Below are 17,056 nucleotides of genomic sequence, written 5' to 3' on the forward strand. Positions count from 1 at the left end.
GCATCGATACGACCGCCAGCCCTTGCGCCCGAAATTCAACCAGTAGTATTTTTTACATCGAGTTTTAACCATTCTGATGTGAAAACTCCAAAATATCTGAATAGACGTAACATTCTCTCCGCCATCGGCTCTGGAATAGTCGCTTCCATCGCCGGCTGCAGCGGAGCCACCGACGAGCAACCCGGAGAGACGCCATCCGCAGCGGAGATAGGTGAACTCGAGTTCGACCATCCCGATACCGTGTCGTACGACGAACCGTTCGACGTAACGGTCGACGGCCTACCGGCAGGTGACACGGTCGAGGTACGCCTCTCCGGCGAGGACGGGGACGGGTCGTCGTTCGACGGCCGGGCAACGATCGAGACCGAGGACGGAACGGTGTCGCTCGCGGATGCGACGGTCGTCAGCGAGAGTGACGACCCGCTCGACGGTGTCGTCCCAGCCTCGCTCGACGTCCCGCTACCGATAGCGTTGTTCCAGTTCGCGTCGCCGCTTACCAATCGAAGCTATTCGTGGCCGGACGAGCAGGAACTCGCCTACAGCATCGAGTACGACGGGGAGACGGTCGGATCGACGTCGCTCTCTCGGACGTTTCCCGATCTGTCGGCGTTCGTCGAACCCGAACACCCTGAGCTCGAGGGAGCGGTGTACGAGCCGACGAACGGCCGGACCGGTCCCGGCGTCGTGGTCTTGCACGGGAGTGGCGGGAGTCCCCTGCATCACCGGTCGGCCCTGCTCGCCTCGCGTGGGTATACCGCCTTCGCGTTGCACTACTTCGGCGGCGAGGGAGTCCCGGCGGACCTCAACGAGATTCCGATCGAGTACGTCCGGGACGCCGCGGAGTGGTTGCGCGAGTACGAGACCACGAGCAGCGACCGGATCGGTCTCTACGGCGCTTCGAAGGGCGGCGAACTCGCGTTGCTCGCTGGAAGCCAGTTCGACGTCTTCGACGCCGTCGTCTCGATCAACGGGAGCGGGCTCGTCTGGGAGGGACTGACCGAATCGTGGCAATTGACCGACGCCTCGTCGTGGTCCCACGGCGGTGAGCCGGTTCCGTACGTCGAGATAGATAGCTGGTACGTTGATCCCGATTCGCTCAGTGAAGAGACGATCGGCGAAGCGTCGATTCCCGTCGAGAAGATCGACGGTCGAGTGTTACTCGTGTCGGGCGGAGACGACACCCTCTGGCCCTCCGCAGATCTCCACGACGTTGCGGCCGACCGCCTCGAGGAACACGACCACCCGAACTTCGAGCACCTCGTCTACGAGGACGCGGGTCACTACATTTCCCCGCCCTACCGGCCGGCCGTCGGTCTGACAGAACGCGGCGGCACGCACGAGGGAGCAGTCGAGGCGAGCCACGATCACTGGCAGTCGGTGCTCGAGACGTTCTCGACGCTCTCGTGACGACGTGGCACGCTCGAGCCGAACGGGGTCACTCCCGGAACCCTCACGTGAGGAGACCGGGCGCGAACAGCATTGCGAGGAAGCTAACCAGCATGGTCAGGCCGACGGTCGTCGTCACGGCCCGGACCATCCCGCGGGTCGCCTCGATCGGCAGCCTCGAGACGACCGCCTCGGTGCTGGTCCGCAGGATGTGACCGCCGTCCAGCGGGAACGCCGGGATGAGGTTGAAAAAGCCCAGCTGGATGTTGATCCAGCCGGTCCAGAACAGCAGGTTCGCGATCACGAACACCGTGCCGTCGCCCAGCGCGGCCAGCGAGCCCTGGACCTCGTAGAAGTTCTCGATCCCGCCGGTGAAGCCAGCGAAGTTAAAGGGGAGCATGCCGACGACGCCGGCGATGGGCAACAGCAGGACCAGCCCCATCTTGCCGAGGAACGAGTCCGTGATCGGGCCGTAGCTCCCGTCGCCGTCGCCGCCCAGCATCACGAGGTACTCCTCGGCCGGGTAGAGCTGGATGCCGATCGTCGAGAAGGCGACGCCGGAGGTCCCCGACGTCGGCTCGACGCCGAGGTACGCGGTGTCGGTCAACTGTGGGTGCTCGCCTAGCGTGACGGTCGCCTCGGTCCGTTCGCCGTCGACGTAGGCGGTGACGGTGACCTCCGCGCCCGGTTCGTAGCCGTCGAGCTGAGAGGTGAGGTCGCCGTACGTGTACGTCCGCTCGCCGTCGAAGGCCGTGACCACGGCCGTCTCGCCGCCCGCACCGAGGGCGTCGGCGAGCGGGCCGCCCTCGATGACGCCCGCCGCGGCACCGATGGGAACGTCACGCTCGAGGGGATCACCGCCGCCGGACGGCCGGATCGTCAGCGTCACGACCTCGTCCTCGCCGACGGCCTCGTAGAACTCCGCTTCGGTGATCACCTCCTGGCCGTCGACTGCGAGGATGCGATCACCGATCTCGAGGCCGGTCGGCCCGTCGTCGACCGCCGAGGTGACCAGCAGCGATCGCTCGAGGGTTTCCGTCCGCTCGCCGTTCAGTTCGATCTCGATCGCGTTGCCCTCGACGGCGGCGAGTCGGTCGCCGAGGTCGTCGTTGTCCTCGACCGGCACCCCTTCGACGGCCGTGATGCGGTCGTTGGGCTGTACGCCGGCCGCCTCGGCGGGAGAGCCCGGTGCTACCCCGCCGATCGCAGCGCCGGGGGCGACCGAGATCGCCCCGGCGATCGGCCCGAACAGCAGGACGAAGACGAGCAGCGTGATCGCGAAGTTGTTCATCACGCCCGCGGCGAACATCCGCGTCTGGCTGCCTCTCGAGGCCGCCTGGCTGCTCTCCTGATCGGGTTCGACGAACGCCCCCATGGGGATGATCGCGAGCATCGCGACGCCCATCGAGTCGATGTCGATGTCCTCGACGCGACACAGCAGGCCGTGTCCGCCCTCGTGGACGACCAGCCCGACGAGCAAGCCGAAGACGATGCCGGGGGCCGCCGACAGCGGCAGGAAGTCGTTGACGCCGGGGATGACGAGGACGTTCCGCGGCTGCTGGACGTCGGTCGCCGGCTCCGGCGACGTCACTGCGGTGACCGCCGCGAGCACCAGAAAGCCGAACATCGCGACCATCACGACCAGCGAGATGCCGATGCCGACGTTCGCCCACGCGCGCCAGAAGCGTCTGGGCGAGGACAGCCAGTCGAGGAAGGCTCGCCCCCGCTTCGTGTGGAACGTGAGGATCGGCCCCTGCGTGCTGACGTAACTCGGGAGGACGCCCGCGTTCCGGAGGGCGACGACGCCGAGCCAGTACAGCGCCAGGCCGATCACCACCCACGTGAGGAGTTCTGAACCGAAGAGTTCGGGGACTGTAATGAGGGCGGGAACTCCGGGCTCCATCTACCGATACTCACGGGGGGCGCTCTCAAATGGCTTTTGTCTGGGCGCGTCTCCCCCCTCGTCACTTCCTCGAGAGGGGCGACTGGGCGCGCCGCCGCCCTCGAAATCGATCGGTCACCGGTCCTCGTCGACGATCGTCGCCCCCTCGAGTCCAGGGCCGATTTCGACGCGATAGCCGGCGTACTCGAAGCGAACGGTGACGGCGGGGTTCGACTCGAGGACGGCGATCACCGCGTCAGGATCGACGGCCTCGTACAGCGGCGGCAAGGACGACCGATCGCAGCCCTCACGGGCCGCGATACGATCGAGTACCGTGACGAGTGCCGGATGCATGGTCACCGTCGGGGTGTTCGATCAGCGAGAGTTCGAACGCCGTCTCGCAGTCGGGACACCTCGGCGGGTCGGTCGTCGATGCGATGCGTATCGCCGTGCCACAGTCGCAGTGGATGGTGATGCTCGAGACCATGTCTGGTGTCGTACCGTGGTCCCGGCGTAGCAGAACGCAACCCAGCGAGCGAGTCGACGACAGTCGCGACTGGGTCGACGGAACGTCGGCAGGTCTTTATTTCGCCAACGCCAATGGTGGATTGCTCCCGCTACGCGGGGGCAGCGTACGAGCCGGAGTGCATGGTTGGATGCTGGGCACTCCGGCTCCATGCGCACTTTCGTGCGCGTCTGTTCGATACGCAATCTACCGTAAAGAACGTTAGGATGTTGATCAGTTTCGGCTCCGTGTTACGTTGGGCGGCGACCTCGAGCGATGATTTGCTCCGTTTGTAGGGGACACCACGGTGCCCCTAAGGGGGCAGGGCAATTGCGCGGCGCGCAGAGCGCGCGCCGCGCTAGCGCAAAGACGAGCCGGCCGATACTGGACGGATGAGTAGGCCCTGCGGCAGCCCTGGGGGTGGGCGGGACCTCGATAACCCATGTTGACGAGTCCGCTTAGGAGGGAAATCACAGCCTCGAGAAGCGAGTCTCGACGCGACCGCCAGGGGTTGCGCGCCGCGAACAGTGGGTTCCCGACTATGAACACGAACACCGTTTCGCTGTGTTCACCTATCCGGAACCGACATCGGGCAGCAACCGCCAGTGGAACGTTCCATACCTGAATTCACGAACCGGTATCGACTACTGGCCAGTGCGAAACCGAACCACGCCCGTCAGATCAGCCCGTGTTCACGACAGGCGGATACGGAATACTCGAGTGCCGCTGCGAGACGCTGCCCAAGACTCGCGTTCGCACCACGATCGTCGGCGCAGCCCAAATGGGCGGGCAAAACCGAGGCTCGAGGACGTCAGCACTCGCACGGTGGACGACACTCCGGCCGGGCGCTGCGAGGGCCGCAGGACCTCGAGGCGTGCGGCGAGGCCGGGACGCGCGAGTCCGCGCACTCCGTGCGGGCTCGAGCGACCCGGGGAAGGGCAGGCCGCGGTCCTGGTGGACTGAAAGGGCGAGCCGCTGTCGCGTTTATGTAGTCGCTTCAGCGACCCCTATCCGCGCTTGCGCGGATATGTCGCTGAGCGACCGCGACAGCGGCGAGGGCTTTCGAGATGGTCCCACCTGCAATACTTAGTCCAACCAGTCACTCCGTTCTCGATGTGTTCGCCAGTAAAAGCGGGCCGGGCGCGATTTGAACCACGCCGAGACGTTCCGGGTCACTCGCTTCGCTCGTTTCCCGGGCTGCGACTCGTCTACTTCAAATCGCTGTAGCCGCTTTGCTCCTCGCGTCATTGCTCGGAGCAAAAGCGGGCCGGGCGCGATTTGAACACACGGTCGGACGTTCCGGGCGTGCGGCCTCGCTTCGCTCGGCCGGTCCGGGGCTGCGACCTCCCTGCGTTCAAATCGTGCCTGCCGGTTCACTCACCGATTCGCCGTCGCGTGGCGCTCACTCCGTTCACGCCACGCTCCGCTCATCGGTTCGTTGTCTTCGAAAATCGAAGATTTTCGCGATGACGAAAGAGCGAAGCTCTTTCGATCCACACGGGCCGGGCGCGATTTGAACACGCGACCGTCTGGTTAAAAGCCAGACGCTCTGCCAGACTGAGCTACCGGCCCTCGAGTGGACGTATCGGGGAGCGGTGATTAAACGCTTTTGTTCCGCGACGACGCCGGCCCGCGGACGTCGACGACTTACTCGAGGTACTCCTCGAGCGCCTCGGTCACGAGGTCGCCCGGGGCTACGTCGTCGATGGAGGCCTGGCGACGCAGATCGCGGTACGTGGACGGCGAGAGGGTCACCTCGAGTCGCCCCAGCGTCACGTCGTGGTCGGCGAGTGCGTCCGCGATCGGGACGCCGTCGTTGATCGTGCTGGCGACGCTGCGAACCTCGCGGACGGTGAGGTCGCCGTCGAGGACGGCCCACGCGAGCAGGAGCCGTGACTCGCCGCTGACGCGGGCGATGTGTTTGGCGGCGGTCGGCGCGATCCGGCCCAGCGCGACCTGTTTGCGGACCGACCGCGGGAGGTCGTGGACGCGAGCCCACTTGCGGATGAAGGAGACGGTGACCCCCTCGCCGGCGCGTTCCGCCGCGGCCTTGTAGGAACCCTCGCCCCGGACGAGAGCGGCACAGGCGGCAGCCCCGCGCAGCATGTAGAGGTGATCGTCCTCGCCGGCCTCCGTGGCGAACTGCGTAACGATCTCGGCAGCGTCGGCCAGGCTCTCTGGATCGGTCGGGTCGAACTGGACCGCCTCGCGGGCGCGCTGTCCGGTCACCGATTCGTCACCGCGGATGACGGGCGCGCCAACCGGTGATTCGCGGTCCGTCGGGATCGATCGCTCGCGATCCGGCGATCGATCGCCGGGCCGGTCCTCGGTCATGGAACGATGTAGGACGCACCGCGTTAAAAAGATCGTTACCTGGGCGAATATCACACGGGCCTACGATGCGTGACAGTGATCGACGACCCGAGGCTGCTCACTCCTCGCGCTTCTCGGCGAGGTGTTCCCAGATCTCCGTACACCCGGCCCCTTCCTCGACGTCCTCGAGGTGCGCGTCCGCCCGCTCCTCGAGTTCTTCGTCGTCCGGCTCCGGGCTACAGTCGGCCGTGTCGGTCATACCAGCCCATACGAATTCAACCCGCATAAGCCCGCTCCCGCACGCAATGGATACCCGTACTCCCCCGTATCGGTGAGACTTACCGCTATCCCGGAGCCGTCCGGACGGCACCGGGCCGTCGCGGATCGAGGATCGATCGGACCCGACCACCGCCCGGTCCCCGTCGCTCGACAGAGGCCACCCCACGGGCGGAGTCCATCGTCGGTCGTCACTCGCCACGCTCAACCGTGGGCCGGCCGACGACGGGATCGACACGAGTTCCGACACTGTGTCGAACGTTGACGTTCGCCGATAGCGGCAAAACGGTCCTCGAGTGGCGAGAAACGACCCGCGATTACGGCCGCTCGGCGTCAACCCCCGCACGGTCGAGTTCGTCCTCGACGACCGCGAAGAACGCGTCGTCGTCCATCGGCTCGCCGGGCTCGAAGACGAGGTCTCACTCGAGAACGTCTACGGCGACGACGGGCCGGGGATGGGCCGTCGGTCTCCCGGTCGAACCTCGTCTGTCTCGAGGACGCGCCCGAGTTCGTCCAGCGGGAGGTGACCGGCGATGGACACTGAGGCGCTTCGCGAGGCGTTCGACGCCTCCAGGTTCGAGATGGTCCAGACCGCCCCGACGGGCGAGATTCCGACCGCCACGCCGGCCGCGTTCGCGTTCGACGAGCCACTCGAGGGGCCGGCGAGCGAGGTGCAAGCGGCGATCGACGGTCACGACGACGCGTTCATCGACGGCGACACCGAGGTCGACCCCGACAGCGAGAGCTACGTCCGGACGAAGGTGTATGACGACGAGACGAACGAGTTCCTAAAAACGGAGAGCCACACCGATTCGCTCCGGATCGTCCCCGCCGATGAGGGCTTCTCGTTCGAGACGTTCCGCCGTTTCGTCTAACACGTCACCGAGGCCCTGGACGACACGCTCGAACTGATCGAGCCATTGTGAGTGTCTCAATATCTCTGTCCTCGAGTAGATGACACGCTTCTACCCTCCACAATCATCAAACCAAGGTATTGCATTTGGCTAATCCTTTAGCATCTACCTTCCCACCGAACCTTGGTCAGCTAACAATTGAATAGTTGGCCTTGTTCCATCCTCATTTGAGTTGCTAATCACCCAGAGGAGTGTGAGATTGTCACCTTCAAAATCAGTAGTGTGGACGTCTTTTTCTGCATCCCAGCTTTCCGCAGATATATTAGCCGCAATGTGATATCTGCCTTGGCTAGTGGGAACGTCTGATTCAGGAATAGATCCTGCTTGTGGTGTATCTTCTCCGGAAGTTACCCGCCATTTAGTTTCAGTGATGGTATCCCCATCTTCTGATATTTTTGCAGATATCTCAACTTCCTCCCCATACTTATTGATGATACTAATATCGGAGATCCTCAATTCGTTTTCCTGACTATATAGTGACTCCATACAACCAGGTAACAAACCAGCACCCAAGACAGTTAACGAGGCGATTAATTGACGACGGATCACACCGATATGATTAGAAACACATCCACATAAATCAGTTGACGAGACGATACATTGGAATTCGCGTTTCCACCCTGAATTCAGCCGTATCAGATCGTTCCCGTGCCCCGTCGGTCGAGTCGACCGGCTCCGTCGACGTGGTTCGCTCGAGGAGCGCTGTATCTGGACTCACGGAGATCACCGGCCGTCTGCAGGGTGGGCCGGTAGTCACGTTCGGTCCGGCGACCGCGTGAGTCCGTCGCGTGCAGGTACAAGTACGTGAGGAAGGGACGGTCGCCGGCGACTCCCGTCACGGCCACTAAGTACGTCGGGCGCGAGGCCACGACCATGTCCGACCGACTGATGACGGTCAACGCGTACACGACCCTCGACTACGTCGAGGCCGCCGCGAGAGGCGAGACGTTCGAGTGGGAGTCGATCGCCGTCGTGAACGCGACGGCCGACGACGAGGAGCCCGAGGCCGTTCGCCTCCAGTTCGAACTCGACAACGTTCGCGAGGAGTACCTCCCCAAGCACATGGAGGAACTCGAGTTGACGCCCGACCAGGCCCGGGCGCTCGCGTCCGATCTCGAGGAGTACGCCGATCGCGTCGAGACCGACTCGGAAGCCTAGCGGCACCTGCCGTCGCAGGGAGCCGGCTTTTTCTCCCGGCCGGTGAACCGTTGCTCGATCCGTTCATGAGCATGGACACCATCCAGGACCTGTTCGAGCACGGCCTCGAGGACATCTACCACGCGGAACACCAGTTGCTCGACGCCCTCGAGGACCTCGAATCGAACACCGAACGCGAGGAGATCGCGAGCGCGTTCGCCGAGCACCGCGAGGAGACTCAAGACCAGATCGACCGACTCGAGGAGGTCTTCGAGACGTTCGGCGAGCCGCCCGAGAAAGAGGAGTGCGAGGGCATCGAGGGCCTGATCGAGGAGTACGAGGAGTTCACCTCGATGGATCCCTCCCAGGAGGTGATGGACTACCACAACATGGCCGCCGCCGAGAAGACCGAACACTACGAGATCGCGGCCTACGGCAACCTGATCCCCCTCGCCGACCAGCTCGGAATGGGCGACGCCGCAGACCTGCTCGAGGAGAACCTCCGGGAGGAACAGGACGCCCTCGAGGAACTGAAAGAGTTGACCGAGTCCTACGAGATGGACGCCATCCCCGCGGAGTGATTCGATGGGCGACGACTCCGCGGACGACGGCCCCCACGAGGAAGAGCAGGGCCAGTACGGCGGCACCGAAGACGAACAACCGACGACGACCATCGACGAAGACGACGCGGAAGCGGAAGACGACGAGGAGTAAACCGGGAACGCGGATCGAGTAGCACGAGGAGAGAACGACGCCAGACCCACGGCACGCGACGAACTCGAGGGGAGATCCACGGCACGCATCGAACGAGGGGATAGCGACGGCGAGTGGGGACCTCGCCGACGCTCGCGGTCCTCCGGTCGGACACGTAGTTCTTTTACCGTCGGCCCGTTAGGGACCGCTGTGACGATACGGGCTCCCGAGGAGGCCGAGGACGATCCGGTCATCAGACGGGCCGAGCGGGCCGACCTGCTCGCGGTCGTCAGCATCGAGAACGCGTCGTTCGACCACCCCTGGCCGTACGACGCCTTCGACGACCTGCTGGGGGAACCCGGCTTCCTGGTCGCCGAGTGCGAGGGGCAAGTCGCCGGCTACGTGGTCTCGGACGTGACGCCGACGGCCGGCCGTCGCCTCGGCCACGTCAAGGACATCGCCGTCCACCCCGACCATCGCGGCGACGGGATCGGCTCTGCCCTCCTCTCGCGATCGATCGCCGTTCTCGCGGCCCACGGGGCCGACACCGTCAAACTCGAGGTTCGTCGCTCGAACGAGCGAGCCAAACGGCTCTATCGGCAGTTCGACTTCGAACCCTTACGCCTGATGCCCGGCTACTACGCCGACGACGAGGATGCGATCGTGATGATCCGCAAACTCGAGTAGCCGGTCATACGGTTTACTGTAAGTCATTTTCGGCGCACCCGCGACCCGGGTGGCGGGTGCGCCGGTACATCGTTACAGTAATCCGTATCAGTCCGACGCCGTCGCAGCCGTCTCCGCGCCGTCGGCCGACGGCAACAGGTGGACGTAGGCGTCGAGATCCAGCGCGAACTCCCCAGCACTCGAGGGATCGATCCAGAACAACTCGAACGCCGCGCCGTCTTCCTCGCCGCCGTCCGTGACGACGTGCGTCCAGCCGTCGCGAGGTTCGTGGACCGTCGCGTGGAAGAAGTGGCGCACGTACCGCTTCGGCGGCGACCGCCGTCGCGTCCAGACGTCGGTCGTCAGGTGCGAGACGCCGTTCAACGTCCCGAGGCCGGTCTCCTCGAGGACTTCCCGAAAGAGCGCCTCGCGGGGCGATTCCCCCGGCTCGAGGGTCCCCTTCGGGATCTGGAGGGCGTCGTGGCCCGGGCCGTCGAAGACGAGGAGTTCGCCCGTCGAGCGGGTGACGTAGGCACACGCCTTCTGGACGTGCGTTACCTGTTCCACGATACAGTATCACACACCGTTCGGACTGAAAAGCGTATCCTCGTACGGATTTAAGGTGGGTAAGGGAATTCGATCAGGCCGGGGAGTCGGTCGGAGGCGATCGCCGGTTCGGACTCCGAGACGGGGTCGCCGTCGATCCGGGTGAACGGCGTCGCGAGCGTCGGCCCGGAGACCGCGAGCCCGCTGTTCTGGAGGCCGACTTCGAACCCGCAGACGGACCGATCGAGCGGTACTGATTCGGTCCGTGGCGTCGACAGTGTCTCACGATGGGCGACCACCGAACGCTGGTAACGGGTGCGAGCGGAACGCTCGGGCGAGAACTGCTTCCCCGCCTGCTGGAGGCGGGCCACGACGTCCGGGCCGGGAGTCGATCACCGCCCGAGGACCGCGGTGCCGACGCGGCGTGGGTCGAACTGGACCTCGCGGCGGGAACCGGCCTCGAGGCGGCCGTCGAGGGCATCGACGTGATCGTCCACGCTGCGACGGCACCACGGGGCGATACCGAGGCGGTCGACGTCCGCGGGACCGAACGGCTGCTCGAGGCGGCCGCGGATGCCGGAGTCTCGAATTTCGTCTACGTCTCCATCGTCGGCGTCGACGAGATTCCCTACTCGTACTACGAGTACAAACTGGCGGCCGAGCGGGCCGTCGAGGCGAGTTCGGTCCCGTCGACGGTCGTCCGCGCCACCCAGTTTCACGCGTTCGTCTTCGACCTGCTCGAGTCGATCGCGTGGTTCCCGGTGTGGCCGCTGCCGACCGCGGTCCCCCTCCAGCCGATCGACGCCGGCGAGGCGGCCGCGGCCATCGTCGAGCACGCGACACCCGAGGCCGCCGGCCGCGTGGCCCCCGTCGGCGGCCCCGAAGTGCGGCTGGTCGGCGACCTGGCCCGCGCGTATCGATCCGCGACGGGACGCCGCCGGCCGATCGTCAGGCTCCCGATCCCGGGAGCGGTCGCGTCCGGCTTCCGGTCCGGCGAGGCGACGTGTCCGGATCGGACCGTCGGCACGACGACGTGGGCCGAGTGGCTCGAGCGTCGACTCGGGAACGGCTGAGACGGGTGAGCGACCGATCGCTGGGTCGGGACCGGCCTCCTCCGAACGCTTCTTGGACGTGTGGCTCGCACGTTCGGTATGGACGAGAGCCGCCGCTGGTCCCACGAGACGGTGCTACTCGGCGTCGTCGTGACTGCCGTCGTCGCCGCCGTCGTCACCGCGTTCGTCACCGTCGTTCGAGTTCATTCGGACCCACAGGAGCTGACGATCGGCACGGCCGTCGTCGGCACTGCCCTGTTCGTCGGTGCGATCGCGCTCCCGGCGCTTTTGTTCTCGAAGTGGGACGAGGCCGAACCGGACCCGTGAGACGGGACACACGAACGGATCGCTCGTGGCCACTGTCGAGGATCGACTGTTTTCGACGGACGGAGTCCGTGCTTCGAGCACCGTCGCTGTAGCGGTATCACCCGCGTCACCGGCCACACCCCGGCGAGACGGACGAACAACCGAACCCCTATGAGGTAGGCGGGCTATACCACGTGATATGACAAAGCGGCACGTCTCGCTCCCCGAAGACGCGGAGGCGGGGATGCGCGAGTTCATCGACGAGGTCGACCAGCGCCTCTCGAGCGACGAGGACACCTGTGCCGTCGTCGAGGACGTTTTGCTCGACCTCTCGGGCGATCGCGAGGCTTACGAGCGCTGGCAAGCGGGTGCGGACGTCTCGCCGGCAGAACGGGTCCGCCTGCAGAGCTACGACCCGTGTAACACCACCCTCGAGAGCGAGTACTACGCCGAGAAAGACGAAGACGAGTTCCGCCGTTCGAAACACCTCCAGTGGCTCTGGCGGCAGTTCGACAGCCTGCCCATCGCGGACAACGTCGAGTTCGCGCTCCGATTCCGGCGGATGCTCGCGGACCACCTCTTCGCGGAGTGCGGGGAGAACTGCCGCTTCTTCAAGGGGATCACGTTCACCTACGGGCACAACATCTCCGTCGGCGACAACACGGTGATCCACGACGACGTCCACCTCGACGACCGCGGGGAACTCACCATCGGCGACCGCGTCTCCATCTCCGATGGCGTTCACGTCTACAGCCACGATCACGACGTCGTCGACCAGACCGAAGTACGGAACTACCACACCATCGTCGAGGACGACGTCCGCCTCACCTACGACGCGATGGTCCGCGCCGGCTGCAAGGTCGGCGAGAACGCCATCGTCGGCGCTCGCGGCATCGTCCAGACCGACGTCCCCGCCCACCACATCGCAGTCGGCATGCCCGCCAAGAGCGTCAAGATCAAACCCGGCTGGGAAGACGTCGCCACGCCCATCGAGGAGGCCGGCGTCAACCGGCAGGACCAGCGCCGCATCGAGTACGACCTCCCCGACGACCTCGAGGTCTTCGACGAGTTCGAGCGCGAGTTGCACCCGCCGAACTGATACGGAGTACTGTAACGAGTTTCCGGCGCAACCGCCCGGGCCGGGTTGCGCCGGAACTGACTTACAGTAAACCGTATGACCGCCGACCGGCCGCCCGTCGTTCGATTTTCGTGACTGTCTTCCCCGCCAACCCGGGGAACAACCAAGTGCCCTGCGAACGAATGCCACACTGATGGAGCTCTGGGGCTGGCTCATCGGCTACGCGGTGCTGTTTGCCCTCCTGCACCTGGTACTGTACTACGTGTACGTCCGCGGCAACGAGGACGACGGAGTCAGTCGGCCGTCGCTCGCCGATCCCGACCGGGGCCGATCACACGCCACGCCCGGCCCCGACCGCTTTCCCCGGGCGACCGACGACGACGGGGACCTCGAGGCGGCCGACGAGAGCCACGACGTCGACGGCGAGGCGATCCGCTGTCCACACTGCGGTGCCCGAAACGCGGCCGACCAGACGTTCACCTACTGCTGGCGTTGCGTCTCGACGCTGCACCACTGACCTGCGGTCCGACGGACATCGTCGGCCCCCAACCTGGATCCCTGCGGACGATCCACCCCTGGGTCCGTCGACTGTAATCTCCGATTACCTCAAAAACGCCCCTTCTCCCGGGTCGGGACCACGAGCCTCACGAAACGTCCGTCGGAGTGACTGTCGTTCGGTCCTGACTGTTTCGTAGGTAACCAACGATTACGCTTTTGATGGCGAGGGAGAGAGAGGTAGGACGACGACTCGTATGCACGACGCACCATCTCCGACTTCGTCTCGCTCTCGAGCGGTGTACCGCGCGGTTCACGACCCCGACGGCCCGGCGACGCTGAGCACGACCGTCGTCCACGCGCTGGCCGACTGCATGGGAGTCGATCCGACCGCGGGACGGATCTCGCTGTACGATGCGGTCGATCCGGACGCACTCGACGCCCTCTTTCGACCCCAGTACGACGGGACGCCACGGACGGGCGGTCGCCTCTCGTTCGTCGTCGACGACCACCACGTCACGGTGACCGCCGAGGGAGAGATCCTCGTCGAACCGCCGGTCCGCCGGTAACTTTACGTTCGCTTTTCGACCGGAGAGAAGAGAACTACAGCGGCCCGCTCGCGGCTTATTCGGCCAGCCCCGACTCGAGGGCGTCGAGGTGGTCGACGCCGACGACGGCGACGACGTCGCCGCGGTCGCACAGGTCCGCGAGCCGGTCGATCATACACCGTTCGCGCGTCTCGTCGCGGTAGGAAAGCGCGGAGCCGTCGGTGTCGACGCTGCCCAGCAGCGCCTGGACGGTCGCCACGTGGGAGCGTTCGTGCTCGGCCTGGCGGGCCGGCGGATCGTCGTGGCTACAATCGTACTCGATGGGGTCGTCGCGGGTGACCGTCATCGAGGTGGCGTGGGTCAGCGTCGCGGCGACGCGGCAGGCCAGCGCCTCGCGCGTCGCCCCGCCGAGGCTCGAGACGACGCGGCGGGCGGTCGCCGGGGACGCCCGATCGGCCACCAGTCGCGTGACGAGACGGCGGACGAACGACCAGTTCGGGGCGTCGATGCCGGCGACCTCGGCGTCCGAGGCGGCGATGGCGGCGCTCATCTCGCCGCCGAACCGCGGCCGGTCGTTACCGTCGCGGGCGTAGGCCCGGTACAGCGGGACCGCGGCGGGGGGCAACTCGAGCGCCAGGACGTCGGGGTCGGTCGCCTCGAGGACCCGCTGGACGCGCGCGACGCTCGCGGGGTGGTCGTGGACGACGCCGAGAAGGGAGATGTCGGAGGGGCCGGACACCTGACGGCAGAACTGCTCGGTGATCCGGGGGTCGTCGAACGAAGCGGGGAAGTCGGCCATTGATCGACTGGTAATACGCGACTAGCGGCATAACCCTTCCGTTGGACGTTCCCCCAACCGACGGCACCCGGTACGGAGCCGTCGGTTGGTTCGCTTCCGCAGAGACTGGCGTCGGGGCTGTAGCCGTCGCCTACCGACGCCACCGGGGGAAACGGTTCGTATTCGACGACAACGGTTTCGCCGATTTATGTCGCGATCGGCCGATAGCCCCGCCAGCGCGACACGTCGGACACGGCGTCGCGTGCGGACCGCGGACCGAGGTGGTGGTAGCCATGACTCGAGAGTCGCTCACCAAGGCCGACGAGGGGAAACGCGTCCTGAATACCGACGGGTCCGAAGTCGGTCGCCTCGTCGCGGTCGAGGACGGGCGCGGCTACGTCGATCCGGATCCGAGCCTCACGGACACGATCAAGGCGAAACTCGGCTGGGGCGACCCGACCGAGGACGCTCACCCCCTCGACGAAGGGAGCATCGCGGAGATCACCGATGACGCGGTCCACCTCCGCGGCACGCTCTAACTCTCGGTCCCGATCACCGTCACGGACCGCCGTGCCGTCGCTCCCGCCGCCTCCACGACGACCGGAAACGTCGTCGTCCGCGCCGCGGGATACGTCTCGTACCCAAGCGTCACGGAGCGACGCTCGCCCGGCGCGAGCGAGACGGTCCTCGAGTCGACGACCTCCGGATCGTGGCCGACGACGAGCGTCAGTTCCCGGTCGATCGGCTCCGATCCGGCGTTTTCGACGACGGCGGTCACCTCGAGCGGTCGGCCCGCCTGGACCGGCGCGTTCGTCGCCGTGATCGAGACGTCGACGGCCGGCTCCCCGCCACCCCCATCGGTTCCACGCACCAGAACGGTCCGTTCGGCAGCGTCGTCCGCGCCCTCGACGCGAACGGGAAACTCGTCGTCGGTAGCAACCGGATACGTCTCGTATCCGAGCGTGACCCGTTCGGTCTCGTTCCACGCCGGCGCGACGGTCGCCGTATCGACCAGTTCCGGGTCGTGACCGACGATCAGCCGTAGCTCCTGGGTCGGATCGCCGACCATCATCATGCCCCCGACGTTCGTGGCCTCGGCGACGACCTCGAGTCTTGCGCCACCCTCCACGGGGTCGTTCGTGGCGACGATCTCGACGTCGACGGGCGGCCGGATCTCCGGTCCCTCGATCGTCGCTACCTCGCTCACGAGCCCCGCCGCGGTCACTGCAAACGCGCTCGTCGGATAGCCGGCGCTGACCCATCCGGGCGGCGAGCGTGACAGCGTTGCGACGTCGTAAGTCCCCTCGAGGGGCGACACCGCGGGCACCGTCAGGTTCTGGCCCTCGACCCAGACGACCTGCGCGAGCGGCGCGTCGGCGGCGGCCGTGGCCGTGAACACCACCGGATCGTCCACGCCGACGCGTGCGTCCGGCCCGGGATCGACCGCCAGTTCGACGGTCGGCGCGCTCGCGCCGCCGTTCTCGACGCGGACCGTCCACCCGACCGTCTCCCCGTCCGGACCGGTCGCCGTCACCGCGTACGTCCCCGGCGCGTCGAACTGCCGAAACGCCGCGGGCCACCCCGTCGCCGACGTGTAATCGACCGCCAGCGGCGTTCCGGGCGGCGGCTCACCGTCGCCGTCCCACGCGACGTCGGTGTGATCGACCGCCCCGGCCGGATCGACCTCGAACAGCACCGCCGTCCCCGGTTCGATCGTGATCGCCTCCTCCGGCGGCCGTCGTCGCTCGAGGCCCGACCCCGCGGTGCCGAACACCCGGACCGTTCGCTCGACCGCGTCGGTCGCGGTCTCGACCCGCACCGGGAACTCGTCGTCGTGCTCGACGGGATACGTCTCGAAGGCGAACTCGACGTATTCGCGCTCGCCCGCCTCGAGCGAGACGGATCGCCGGTCGACGACCGTCGGCTCCTCCCCGACGACGAACGCGAGGTCAGCCGTCGTCGACGCGTCCGTCTCGACCGCGGCGACGACCTCGAGGACGTCGCCCGCGTCGACCGGGTCGTTCGTCCCGACGATCCGCACGGACACCGCCGGGCCGTTCGCGATCACGCGGACCTGGCGGGCGTCCGACCGGTCGCCGACGGCCACCCGTACGGGAAACGACTGGTCCCGCTGGACGATTGCCGTCTCGAACGAGAGGGTGACGACGGTCGTCTCGCCCGGCCCGAGCGTGACCGAGCGGGCGTCGACCCGGTCCGGATCGTCCCCGACGATCAACGCCGCGTCGTCGGTGACGGCGGCGTCGCTCCGGTTCGTGATCGCCGCCCGCACGACGAGTCGGTCGCCCGCACGCACCGGGTCGGACGTCTCGAGGATTCGGACGGTGACGTCGGCGGCCGAATCCTCCGTGCCGGCGACGGCACCGCCGATCGGAACGGCGGTTCCGGCGACGAGACCGAGGACGGTTCGTCGCAGCGGAGTACCTTCCCCCATACCGGGAGCGAGGCGAGTATCGGGTCGAA

At 66.3% G+C, this 17,056-nt stretch carries 21 protein-coding genes and 1 tRNA gene; 12 read left to right on the forward strand and 10 right to left on the reverse strand.

The genetic code is table 11. The features are described 5' to 3' along the window. Positions 1–240: 240 nt before the first annotated feature. A complete protein-coding gene (locus tag TX79_RS12690) occupies positions 241–1,407 on the forward strand; it encodes an acyl-CoA thioester hydrolase/BAAT C-terminal domain-containing protein (protein ID WP_049927806.1) in 1,167 nt (388 codons plus the stop codon). Between the two features lie 43 nt (positions 1,408–1,450). Here TX79_RS12690 and TX79_RS12695 read toward each other — a convergent pair whose 3' ends face one another. From TX79_RS12695 to TX79_RS19700, 5 genes are all read right to left on the reverse strand, one after another. Next, positions 1,451–3,289, reverse strand: a complete 1,839-nt coding sequence (locus tag TX79_RS12695; protein ID WP_049927807.1) for a site-2 protease family protein — start codon at positions 3,287–3,289, stop codon at positions 1,451–1,453. A 114-nt stretch (positions 3,290–3,403) separates the two neighbouring features. Next, a complete protein-coding gene (locus tag TX79_RS12700) occupies positions 3,404–3,622 on the reverse strand; it encodes a HalOD1 output domain-containing protein (RefSeq protein ID WP_049927808.1) in 219 nt (72 codons plus the stop codon). A gap of 1,649 nt (positions 3,623–5,271) precedes the next feature. After that, positions 5,272–5,345, reverse strand: a tRNA-Lys gene (locus tag TX79_RS12710). Positions 5,346–5,420: 75 nt separating this feature from the next. Then, positions 5,421–6,107, reverse strand: coding sequence for a DUF7119 family protein (locus TX79_RS12715; protein ID WP_049927810.1), 687 nt, complete (start codon positions 6,105–6,107; stop codon positions 5,421–5,423). 97 nt (positions 6,108–6,204) lie between these two features. Next, a complete protein-coding gene (locus tag TX79_RS19700) occupies positions 6,205–6,345 on the reverse strand; it encodes a hypothetical protein (protein ID WP_195892498.1) in 141 nt (46 codons plus the stop codon). A gap of 550 nt (positions 6,346–6,895) precedes the next feature. Between TX79_RS19700 and TX79_RS12725 the strand changes: the two genes are divergently transcribed. Next, a complete protein-coding gene (locus TX79_RS12725) occupies positions 6,896–7,237 on the forward strand; it encodes a hypothetical protein (RefSeq protein WP_049927812.1) in 342 nt (113 codons plus the stop codon). Positions 7,238–7,381: 144 nt separating this feature from the next. Here TX79_RS12725 and TX79_RS19360 read toward each other — a convergent pair whose 3' ends face one another. Then, positions 7,382–7,762: a hypothetical protein gene (locus TX79_RS19360; RefSeq protein WP_154660518.1), complete on the reverse strand. Its 381-nt coding sequence runs from the start codon at positions 7,760–7,762 to the stop codon at positions 7,382–7,384. A 387-nt stretch (positions 7,763–8,149) separates the two neighbouring features. Between TX79_RS19360 and TX79_RS12735 the strand changes: the two genes are divergently transcribed. The 4 genes from TX79_RS12735 to rimI all read left to right on the forward strand — a co-directional run bounded on the left by TX79_RS12735 (position 8,150) and on the right by rimI (position 9,793). Continuing rightward, positions 8,150–8,434, forward strand: a complete 285-nt coding sequence (locus TX79_RS12735; protein ID WP_049927814.1) for a DUF6360 family protein — start codon at positions 8,150–8,152, stop codon at positions 8,432–8,434. Between the two features lie 65 nt (positions 8,435–8,499). After that, a complete protein-coding gene (locus TX79_RS12740) occupies positions 8,500–8,994 on the forward strand; it encodes a ferritin-like domain-containing protein (RefSeq protein ID WP_049927815.1) in 495 nt (164 codons plus the stop codon). 4 nt (positions 8,995–8,998) lie between these two features. Next, the gene (locus TX79_RS20020; RefSeq protein ID WP_268257988.1) at positions 8,999–9,127 is read left to right on the forward strand and encodes a hypothetical protein; all 129 of its coding nucleotides are present in this window, start codon (positions 8,999–9,001) and stop codon (positions 9,125–9,127) included. Between the two features lie 189 nt (positions 9,128–9,316). Next, complete coding sequence (gene rimI / locus TX79_RS12745) at positions 9,317–9,793, forward strand: ribosomal protein S18-alanine N-acetyltransferase (RefSeq protein WP_049927816.1); 477 nt, start codon at positions 9,317–9,319, stop codon at positions 9,791–9,793. An 87-nt stretch (positions 9,794–9,880) separates the two neighbouring features. Here the strand turns inward: rimI and TX79_RS12750 are convergent, their stop codons facing one another. Both TX79_RS12750 and TX79_RS19365 read right to left on the reverse strand, forming a co-directional pair. Beyond that, the gene (locus TX79_RS12750; RefSeq protein WP_049927817.1) at positions 9,881–10,339 is read right to left on the reverse strand and encodes an NUDIX hydrolase; all 459 of its coding nucleotides are present in this window, start codon (positions 10,337–10,339) and stop codon (positions 9,881–9,883) included. Positions 10,340–10,389: 50 nt separating this feature from the next. Beyond that, positions 10,390–10,617: a hypothetical protein gene (locus TX79_RS19365; RefSeq protein WP_154660519.1), complete on the reverse strand. Its 228-nt coding sequence runs from the start codon at positions 10,615–10,617 to the stop codon at positions 10,390–10,392. On the opposite strand from TX79_RS19365, the gene TX79_RS12755 reads away from it, so the two are divergent. The 5 genes from TX79_RS12755 to TX79_RS12775 all read left to right on the forward strand — a co-directional run bounded on the left by TX79_RS12755 (position 10,606) and on the right by TX79_RS12775 (position 13,818). Further along, positions 10,606–11,391 (forward strand): SDR family oxidoreductase, encoded by a 786-nt coding sequence (locus tag TX79_RS12755; RefSeq protein WP_049927818.1) that lies wholly within the window; start codon positions 10,606–10,608, stop codon positions 11,389–11,391. The two genes, TX79_RS19365 and TX79_RS12755, sit on opposite strands and share 12 nt — an antisense overlap. A 78-nt stretch (positions 11,392–11,469) precedes the next feature. Further along, entirely contained in the window at positions 11,470–11,697 is a 228-nt protein-coding gene (locus tag TX79_RS12760; protein WP_049927819.1) for a hypothetical protein, read from the forward strand. Between the two features lie 178 nt (positions 11,698–11,875). Further along, positions 11,876–12,775, forward strand: a complete 900-nt coding sequence (locus TX79_RS12765; protein ID WP_049927820.1) for an acyltransferase — start codon at positions 11,876–11,878, stop codon at positions 12,773–12,775. A 172-nt stretch (positions 12,776–12,947) separates the two neighbouring features. Further along, the gene (locus TX79_RS12770) at positions 12,948–13,271 is read left to right on the forward strand and encodes a DUF7577 domain-containing protein (RefSeq protein ID WP_049927821.1); all 324 of its coding nucleotides are present in this window, start codon (positions 12,948–12,950) and stop codon (positions 13,269–13,271) included. Between the two features lie 235 nt (positions 13,272–13,506). Beyond that, on the forward strand, positions 13,507–13,818 hold the full coding sequence (locus TX79_RS12775) for a HalOD1 output domain-containing protein (protein ID WP_049927822.1): 312 nt from the start codon (positions 13,507–13,509) through the stop codon (positions 13,816–13,818). 55 nt (positions 13,819–13,873) lie between these two features. On the opposite strand, the gene TX79_RS12780 is transcribed toward TX79_RS12775, so the two are convergent. After that, the gene (locus tag TX79_RS12780; RefSeq protein ID WP_049927823.1) at positions 13,874–14,596 is read right to left on the reverse strand and encodes a hypothetical protein; all 723 of its coding nucleotides are present in this window, start codon (positions 14,594–14,596) and stop codon (positions 13,874–13,876) included. Positions 14,597–14,868: 272 nt separating this feature from the next. Here TX79_RS12780 and TX79_RS12785 point away from each other — a divergent pair, with 272 nt between their 5' ends. Then, positions 14,869–15,114 carry a hypothetical protein gene (locus tag TX79_RS12785; protein ID WP_049927824.1) on the forward strand — a complete coding sequence of 82 codons (246 nt, stop codon included), beginning with the start codon at positions 14,869–14,871 and terminating at the stop codon, positions 15,112–15,114. On the opposite strand, the gene TX79_RS12790 is transcribed toward TX79_RS12785, so the two are convergent. Beyond that, positions 15,111–17,027 carry a hypothetical protein gene (locus TX79_RS12790; protein WP_049927825.1) on the reverse strand — a complete coding sequence of 639 codons (1,917 nt, stop codon included), beginning with the start codon at positions 17,025–17,027 and terminating at the stop codon, positions 15,111–15,113. The two genes, TX79_RS12785 and TX79_RS12790, sit on opposite strands and share 4 nt — an antisense overlap. Between the last annotated feature and the right edge of the window lie 29 nt (positions 17,028–17,056).

It is taken from the genome of Halopiger goleimassiliensis, assembly GCF_000455345.1.
GTDB classification, from domain to species: Archaea; Halobacteriota; Halobacteria; order Halobacteriales; family Natrialbaceae; genus Halopiger_A; species Halopiger_A goleimassiliensis.